At 75.2% G+C, this 8,640-nt stretch carries 4 protein-coding genes; all 4 read right to left on the bottom strand.

Going from position 1 to position 8,640, the window contains the following annotated elements; translation table 11 throughout:
* Positions 1-42: 42 nt before the first annotated feature.
* The gene (locus tag ACF089_RS29005; protein ID WP_392032721.1) at positions 43-1,674 is read right to left on the bottom strand and encodes a (2,3-dihydroxybenzoyl)adenylate synthase; all 1,632 of its coding nucleotides are present in this window, start codon (positions 1,672-1,674) and stop codon (positions 43-45) included.
* Entirely contained in the window at positions 1,671-5,450 is a 3,780-nt protein-coding gene (locus ACF089_RS29000; RefSeq protein WP_392032718.1) for an AMP-binding protein, read from the bottom strand. The genes ACF089_RS29005 and ACF089_RS29000 overlap by 4 nt, the downstream gene beginning before the upstream one ends.
* Positions 5,451-5,474: 24 nt before the next feature.
* Positions 5,475-6,842 carry a salicylate synthase gene (locus tag ACF089_RS28995; RefSeq protein ID WP_392032715.1) on the bottom strand — a complete coding sequence of 456 codons (1,368 nt, stop codon included), beginning with the start codon at positions 6,840-6,842 and terminating at the stop codon, positions 5,475-5,477.
* Between the two features lie 892 nt (positions 6,843-7,734).
* Positions 7,735-8,601 carry an ABC transporter ATP-binding protein gene (locus tag ACF089_RS28990; RefSeq protein ID WP_392032712.1) on the bottom strand — a complete coding sequence of 289 codons (867 nt, stop codon included), beginning with the start codon at positions 8,599-8,601 and terminating at the stop codon, positions 7,735-7,737.
* Positions 8,602-8,640: the final 39 nt, after the last annotated feature.

The raw sequence follows: 8,640 nt of genomic DNA, 5'->3' as shown, positions 1-8,640 counted from the left end.
ATGGGCACGGGTCGGGGGCTGTCCGCGGGGCCTGCGGGCCGGTCAGCCGGCCGGTTCGGTGAGCCGGAGGACCAGTTCGCGTTTGCTGATCTTGCCGACGGCGGTGAGCGGGAGGGCCTCGAGCACCACGAGCCGGTCGGGGTGCATGAAGTCGGCGAGCCCGCGTTCGGCGAGGTGGGCCTTGACGTCCTTGAGCCGGGGCGGGCCGGCCGGGGGCGCCGCGGTGACCACGGCGCAGACCAGTTCGCCGAGGGTCTCGTCGGGCAGGGCGACGACGGCGGCCTGGGCGACGGCCGGATGGGTGAGGAGGTGTTCCTCCAGTTCGGCGGCGGAGACGTTCTCGCCGCCTCGGTTGACGACGTCCTTGACGCGGCCCTCGACCACGAGATGGCCGGTCGGCAGCAGCCGGACGAGATCGCCGGTGCGGTAGTAGCCGTCCGGGGAGAAGGCGTCGGCGTTGTGGCGGGCCGCGCGGTAGTAGCCGCGCAGGGTGTACGGGCCCCTGGTCCACAGCTCCCCCACGGCCCCGGGCTCCACGGGGACCCCGTCGCGGTCCAGGACGCGGATCTCGTCGTCCGGGGAGAGCGGGCGGCCCTGGGTGGTGGCGACGGTCTCGGGCGGGTCCTCGGGCCGGGTGTAGCTGAGCAGTCCCTCGGCCATGCCGAAGACCTGTTGCAGGGCGCAGCCGAGGGCGGGCGGGATGCGGCGGGCGAGGTCGGCGTCGAGTTTCGCGCCGCCCACCTGGAGCAGCCGGAGCGAGGAGAGGTCCTCGGGGGCCCATTCGGCGTACTCGGTCCAGAGCCGGGCCATCGGCGGCACCAGGGCGGTGACGGTGACGCGTTCGCGCTCCACGAGCGGGAAGGCGACGTCGGGGCTGGGGGCGGGGGCCATCACGGCGGTGCCGCCCGCGCCCAGCACGCCGAGGAGTCCGGGGCAGGCCAGCGGGAAGTTGTGGGCTGCGGGGAGGGCCGCGAGATAGACGTCCTGGGGGCCGAGGCCGCAGACCTCGGCGCTGGCGCGGGCGTTGTAGGCGTAGTCGTCGTGGGTACGGGGGATGAGTTTCGGTTTGCCCGTGGTGCCGCCGGAGACCAGCAGGACGGCGGGGTCCGCCGGGTTCACGGCGGGCAGCGGCCCGGGGTCGGCGGCGATGTCGTGGAGCGCGGTGAAGGGGCCGGGGTCGCCCGCGACGAGGATGTGGCGCAGGGTGGGGACGCGTGCGGCGACCTCGGCGGCGAGTCCTCGGTGGTCGAAGCCCGCGTGCCGGTCGGGCACGACGCAGGCGACGGCCCCGGACAGCTCGGCGAGATGGGCGATCTCGGAGCGCCGGTGGGCGGGGAGGGTGAGGACGGGGATCGCGGCGCAGCGGGTGAGGGCGAAGAGCACCACGGCGAAGTCGGCGGTGTTGGGGAGCTGGACGAGGACCCGGTCGCCGGGGGCGATGCCGAGGGCGAGCAGCCCGGCGGCGAGGACGTCGGCGCGGCGGTCCAGTTCGGCGTAGGTCAGGCGCAGGTCCCCGGAGACGAGGGCGGTGTGTTCGCCGGAGCGGGCGGCCCAGGCGCGCAGCAGGTCGCCGAGGGCGGCGCCGCGCCAGTGGCCCCGGTCGCGGTGGCGGCGGGCGTCCTCGGCGGGCCAGGGGGTGAAGGCGGGTCCGGTGTCCCGGGGCGCGGCGGTCATCGGGGGTCCCCCGGTCCTGGTGTGCGGGCGGCGTCGAGCCGGGCGGCGACCTCGTCGTCGCTGAGGGACTCGATGTCGAGGAAGAGCAGGGCGGTCCGGTCGAGGCGGCCGGGGTCGGGATGGGCGGCGGCCAGCGCGCGGGAGAGCCCGGCGACGGTGGGGGCGGCGAACAGCGTGCGGACGGAGGCCTGGGGGACGTCGAGGGCCTCGCGCAGCCGGGCGATGATCGCCGTGGCGCGTACCGAGTCGCCGCCGAGGGCGAAGAGTTCCTCGTCGGCGGCGAGGTCGTCGACGGCGAGGGCCTGCCGCCAGATGTGGGCGACGGCCCGTTCCAGCGGGGTGGCCGGCGGGGTGCGGGCGGGTCCGGGGGCCTTCCTGGCGGTGAGGGCGGCGAGGGCCGCGCGGTCGGTCTTGCCGTTGGCGGTGAGCGGCAGGGCGTCCAGGACGGTGATCCGGTCGGGCACCATGTGCGGGGGCAGCCGGTCGCGCAGGGCCTCGCGGAGGGCGTCGGGCCCGCCGTCGGCGTCGTCGTACGGTCCGGCGGGGACGACGGCGGCGGTGAGGGTGACGGGGTCGCCCGCGGCGAGGGCCGCGGCGGAGCGGACCCGGGGGTCGGCGGTCAGCGCGGCCTCCACCTCGCCCAGTTCGACGCGGAATCCGCGGATCTTGACCTGGTGGTCGCGGCGGCCCAGGAACTCGATGCCGTCCTCCGGGGTCCAGCGGGCCTGGTCCCCGGTGCGGTACCAGCGCCGCCCCTCGTGCGTGACGAAGCGGTCGGCGGTACGGCCGGGGTCGCCGCGGTAGCCGAGGGCGACCCCGTCGCCGCCGATCCACAGTTCGCCGGGGACCCGGTCGGGGCGGTCGCGGCCGAGGTGGTCCACGATCCGGCAGCGGACATTGCGCAGGGGGACCCCGTAGGGGACGGCGTGCCAGCGCGGCGGCGCGGTGTCGACCTCGCAGACGGTGGAGTGGATGGCGGTCTCGGTGGTGCCGCCCAGGGCGACGAAGCGGCAGCCGGGGACGGCCTCGGCCAGCCGGGCGGGCAGCTCGGGGGCGACGCGGTCGCCGCCGAGCAGGACCAGCCGCGGGCCGGCGCCGAGGTCGGCCCCGGAGGCGAGCAGCATGTCCAGGAGCGCGGGCACGCAGTTGAGGACGGTGACGCGGTGTCCGCGGATCAGTTCGGCCCAGCTCGCGGCGTCGCGGCGCCCGTCCTGGTCGGGCAGGACGACGGCGCCGCCGGTGGAGAGCGGGGCGAAGAGGTCGAAGACCGACATGTCGAAGTCGAGCGCGGAGAGGGCGAGCGTACGGTCGCCGGGGCCGAGTCCATAGCGTTCGGCCAGGTCGTCGAGGGTGTTCACGGCCGCCCGGTGCGGCACGTCGACGCCCTTCGGCTCTCCGGTGGAGCCGGAGGTGAAGAGCAGATACGCGGGGCGCTCGGGGTCCTCGGCGACGGCGTCGGGGCCCTGTCGGGGCGGGGCTCCGGTGACGGGTGCGGTCAGGGGCGGGACCTGGAGCGCGACGGGCAGGGGCAGGCTCCGGCGGACGGCGGACGGGTCCGGTCCGGAGCGGGTCTCCCGTACGGGGGCGGCGGGGCCGGGTATGGATACGGCGGCGGGGCCGGACGCGGGCACGGCGATGGTCCCGGGGACAGCGGCGGACTCCGGGCCGGGTTCGGGGCCCGGTTCGGGGCCCGGTTCGGGGCCCGGTTCGGGGCCCGGTTCGGGGCCGGACTCCGCGTCGGACTCGAGGCCGGGTTCAGGGCCGGGGCCGGGGCCCGGCCGGCCCGCGGTGATCACGACGGCGAGTCCGGCGGCGGCCGTGATCCGGGCGGCCCGGGCGGGCGGCTGGTCGACGCCCACCGGGACGTAGACCCCGCCCGCGGCCAGCGCGCCGAGGACGGCGACGGCCTGGCCGGGCCCCTTGGGCAGGGTCACCCCTACGGGGTCCCCGGGGCGCACGCCCCGGGCGCGCAGCGCCGCCGCCACCCGCAGGGCGCGGTCGGCGAGTTCGCCGTACGTCATCGTGCCGCGCTCCCCCCACAGCAGCGCGGGGGCGTGCGGCGTCCGCCGGGCCAGGGCGAAGAAGTCCCGGTGCAGCGGGCGGTCGCGGCGCGGGCGGTCCGTGTCGTTGGCCGCGTCGCGCCGCCGCCGCTGCTCGGCGGGGAGCAGACCGTCCACCGGGAGGTCCCAGTCCGGACCGTCCTGGGCGAGTCTGCGCACCAAGTCCTCGAAGGCGGTGAACATGGCCCCGGCCGTGTCCGGGGCGAGCGCGTCCTCGCGGATGTCCCAGTTGACCAGGAGGCCGCCGCCGAGTTCGGTGATCTGGGCGTCGAGCAGCACCTGGGGGCCCTGGGAGACGATCCACTCGGGGTCGCCGAAGGCGGCGCGCACGGCGGGGTGGAACAGCTCGCCGAGGTTGAGGGCGCTGGTGAACACCACGGGCGCGAGGACCTGTTCGCCCGAGCGGCGGGTCAGATCGCGCAGCACGTCGACGCCGGAGTGGTCGGCGTGGGCCATGTCGGCGTGCATCCGGGACTGGACCGCGCGGGCGCGGTCGGCGAAGGACAGCGGCCGGGTGAGGTCCACCTCCAGCAGGACCGAGCCGGTGAAGTCGCCGACGACGCGCTCCACGTGCGGGTGCAGCGGCTCGCGGTCGAACAGCGGCACATTGAGCAGAAACCGGGGGTGGGCCGACCAGGCGCCGACGACCTCGGCGAAGGCGGTCGCGACGGCCATCGCCGGGGTCAGTCCGCGCCGGCCCGCGGCGTCGGTGAGCCGGGCGCGCGCGGCGGGTTCGAGGAGGAAGTGGCGGCGGGCGACCCGGGGGGCCGCCGGGTGCTCCGGCACGGGGGCCAGAGGCAGTTCGGGGGCGCCGGGCAGCTCGGGCAGCCGGTCCCGCCAGTAGCGGGCGGCCTCCCGCGCGGCCTCGGCGCGGCTGTCCGGCCGGGCGGCCCGGTACTGACGGTAGCTGTAGTCGATCGCCGGGAGTGCGGCGTCCGGTTCGGTGTACAGCCGGGCGAGGTCGGCGAGGAGCAGCCGGTAGCTGACGGCGTCGGCGGCGACCATGTCGACATCGAGGTGGAATCGGGTGCGGTCGCCGGGGAGCAGGCTGAGCGCGGTGGAGAAGACCTCGCCCTCGTCGATGCGGAGCGTCTGGTGGGAGAGGGTCCGGCGGACGGCGTCGAGTCTCGCCCCGGCCCCGGGCCCGTCGAGGCCGCGCAGATCGTGGACGGTCAGACCCCGCCAGCCGGACCGGGGCTCGATCCTCTGGCGTCCGTCGTCGGTGAAGCGGGCGCGGAGCATCGCGTGGCGGTCCACCAGCCGCTCCAGCGCGGCGGTGAGCCGCTTCGGGTCGACGCCGTCGCCGGGGCCGGTGTCGAACTCGGTGTAGAGATGGGCGGCGACGCCGCCGAGCCGCTGCCCGCCGGTGCGGCCGATCCAGTAGGCGTGCTGCATCAGCGCGAGCGGGAAGTCGCCGTCCGGGTCGCCGGGGTCCTTCGCCTCGGCGGGCGGCGGGCTCTGCTCCGTCCGCGCCGGGGCGGGGGCGCGTTCGGCGAGCAGCCCGGTCCAGGCGGCGAGGGTGGGGTTCTCGGCGAGTTCGGCGAAGTTCACCGTCAGACCGCCGCGACGCCAGCCGCCGATCAGGCGCATCACCGCGATGGATCCCAGGCCCAGCGCGAAGAGGTTGGCGTCGTCGTCGATCGTCTCCGGTTCCTCGTCGACGAGTTCGGCGATCACCCGGCGCAGTGCGGCGGGCGTGAGTTCGTGTGGACTCATCAGTCGGTCGCTCCGAGGTCGCGGTTACGCGGGTCGCCGGGCCCCTTCCGGGCGGTCGGCGTCGGACGGCGTACGGGGGACGAGGAATCTGCTGGTGCTGCGCAGCTTCTCGCAGGTCTCCTCGAATTCGCGCTCGGGAGTGGAGTGCTCCACGATCCCGGCGCCGGCGCGCAGCCAGGTGCGGCCGTCGCGCTGGAAGACCGTCCGCAGCACGAGGGCGGCGTCGAGGGAGCCGTCCGCGTCGACGGCGAGGACGGCCCCGCTGTACAGGCCCCTGGGGAGGCTCTCGTACCGGTGGATCGCGGTGCAGGCGGCGGCCTTGGGCAGGCCGGAGGCGGTGACCGCGGGGAAGAGCGCGGCCAGCGCGTGCCAGGCGTTGCGGCCCGGGGCGAGCCGGGCGCCGACCCGGGAGGCGAGGTGCTGGACGCTGCCGCGCCGTCGTACGGTCATGAACTCGTCGACGGTGACGGAGTCGCGTTCGCACATGGTGTACAGCTCGTCGCAGGCGGCCTTGACCGAGATCGCGTGCTCGAAGATCTCCTTGGGGTCGGTGAGCAGTTCCTCGTGGCGGCCCCGGTCGGCCTCGGTGTCGCCGGAGAGCGCCCGGGTGCCGGCGAGCGGCTGGGTGGAGACCCGGCCCAGCGCGTCCACCTCGACGACGGTCTCCGGGCTGAATCCGGCCGCCCGGTGGACTCCGAGGTCGAGCAGGAAGGAGCGGGCGGGGGTGTTGCCCCGGCGGCCCAGCAGATAGGTGGCGGCGAGGTCGATCTCCTGGGGCACCGGGACGACCCGGGAGAGTATGACCTTCTGGAGCTGGTGCGCCCGGATGTCCTCGACGGCGGCGGCGACGGCCTTGCGGTACTCCTCGCCGAGTTCGCCCTCGTCCAGTGCGAGCGGGGGCGCGGCGGCGGAGCGGGGGGCCTCGGCGAGAAGGGCGGTCAGCGCCGGCAGCCGCTCCGGGTCCAGGGCCCGCAGCACAGCCTCGCCGTCCTGCCAGCGGACCTCGCTCTCGGGGACCATCAGATGCAGCAGGGGCTGGGCGCCGACGAGGTGGGGCAGTCCGTGCAGAAAGTACGCCAGCTCGAATCCGGCCCAGCCGTAGGCGCGCCATCCGGGCACGGGACAGGCGGCGAGCAGTTCGGCGATCTGCTGGAGAGGTTCCGGGCCGGTGGCGACGGTGCGGTCGCCGGCGCCGGAGCGCACTTCGATGCGGTCGGGGTGGAGCAGGATCTCATAGGCGGCTCCGGCCCCGAAGGACCACTGTCCGGCGCGCTCGTACAGCACATAGGGGGCGGTGGAGCCGTTCGCCAGGGAAGCGGCGACCTCGATGGGGTCGCCGGGGGCGTCGGCGCTGCCGACCCGGTAGTCGAATCGATCGGAGAGTGTGGTCACCGCACGCTCGCTGCATGCTGACGGTGCTCCGTGGTCCGCATGGGAAGTCCTCTTCTGGCAGCACAGAGTGCGCCGTGACAGATTCAGGTCCTGGACGGCTCAGAGGCAGGCGGGGACGCCTGCGGGTGAGGGGATCGCGCCAACGGCGGGGTGGTACGGGGGCGGTACGCGGCTGTTCGGCGGCGCGCGGGCTCGGCGCGGCGGACGCCGGCGGACGCGGGGTTACGGGGAGAGACGGCCCGCGGGGGCGACCGGGGTGTACGAGGTTCCGCTGTCGTCGTCAAAAGGGTTCGTCGTCATGGACGAGCTCATCCTCACGTCGTCGGACTGGAGATACCCGTGCCACCGTCCGACGGCACGGACAGTTAGGTAAGTCTAACCTAATCTCAGCTGTGCGCACCACTGCGCATCGCCCGAACGGCCTTATGGAGAAAGGCGATTGACGTAATGTCAGTCGCCTCCCCATTTCCCTCGTCGGGCGCGCTTCAATTCCTCCGGCGCGGTCGGAGGAATAGGGGGATCGCCGCGAGCGACGCTCCGGCGGCGGCCGGGAGCACCGCCCCGCGGCGCGGCGAACGGCGCCCGGACCGCCCGGCCGGGGAGTTCGGTGGTACGCCGTGGATCGGCGGGGCCGCGGCTCGGGGGGCTCGGATCGATGGCGCGACTCGGACCGGCGGGACGTGCCCGATCGGATCGGGCGCGCGGCCCGGATCGGATCGGGCGCACGACGCGGACCGGCGCGGACCGCACGGCTCGGACCGGCCGCGCGCCGGGGACCGGCGCCGCCGCGCCCCTCGGTTCAGCGGGCCGGGCGACTCGGGCCGGATCGGGCGCGCGGCCCGGTTCGCTTCGGGCGACTCGGCCCGGATCGGATCGGGCGCGCGGCCGGGGATCAGTTCGGCCGCGCGTCGGCGGCGGCGAGCACTCCGGACGAGGGCGGGTTCAGCCGCCGGGGATCGTCGGGCCGGGCGACGGGGACCACCAGCGGGGTCCCCACCTCGGGGTCGGGGATGATCCGGCAGGCGAGCCCGAAGACCTCCTCCACCAGCTCGGCGGTGACGATCTTCACCGGGTCGCCCTCGGCGACGATCGCGCCGTCCTTCATCACGATCAGATGGGTCGCGTACCGGCAGGCCTGATTGAGGTCGTGGAGCACCAGGACCAGGGTGTGGCCCTGCCGCCGGTGCAGATCCCAGCACAGGTCGAGCACCTCGATCTGGTGGGCGAGGTCGAGATAGGTGGTCGGCTCGTCCAGCAGCAGGATCCCGGTCCGCTGGGCGAGCGCCATGGCGAGCCAGACCCGCTGGCGCTGTCCGCCGGACAGCTCCTCGACGAACCGCTCGGCCAGCTCCAGGACCCCGGTCATCTCCATCGCCTCGACCACCGCCTCCTCGTCCGCGGCGGACCACTGGCGGAGCATGCGCTGATGGGGGTAGCGACCGCGCGCGACCAGATCGCCCACCGTGATGCCGCCGGGCGCGGTGGAGGTCTGGGGCAGCAGACCGAGCCGCCGAGCCACCTCCTTCGCGGAGTAGGAGGAGATCGGCGCGGAGTCCAGGCGGACCGTGCCGGCCCTCGGTTTGATCATCCGGGAGAGCGCCTTGAGCAGCGTGGACTTCCCACAGGCGTTGGGTCCGACGATCACCGTGAAGGAGCCGTCCGGAATGCTGACGTCCAGGGCGCCGGCCACCACCCGCTCGTCGTAGGCCAGGGTCAGCCCCTCGCCGTACAGCCGGACCTCGTGCGCGGAGTCGTTCATATCGTGTCCCTGCCCGCTTCCCGAATGGTGCGCGAAGTG

The organism is Streptomyces sp. NPDC014894 (assembly GCF_043080985.1).
GTDB lineage: Bacteria > Actinomycetota > Actinomycetes > Streptomycetales > Streptomycetaceae > Streptomyces.
The sequence above is the reverse complement of the archived record's forward strand: the minus strand, read 5'-3'. Positions and strand labels throughout refer to the sequence as shown.

What these genes read in the sequence shown, in the direction of transcription:
- ACF089_RS29005 (WP_392032721.1), bottom strand. Translation starts at nt 1,674, where the DNA reads ATGACCGCCGCGCCCCGGGACACCGGACCCGCCTTCACCCCCTGGCCC.
- ACF089_RS28990 (WP_392032712.1), bottom strand. Translation starts at nt 8,601, where the DNA reads ATGAACGACTCCGCGCACGAGGTCCGGCTGTACGGCGAGGGGCTGACC.
- ACF089_RS29000 (WP_392032718.1), bottom strand. Translation starts at nt 5,450, where the DNA reads ATGAGTCCACACGAACTCACGCCCGCCGCACTGCGCCGGGTGATCGCC.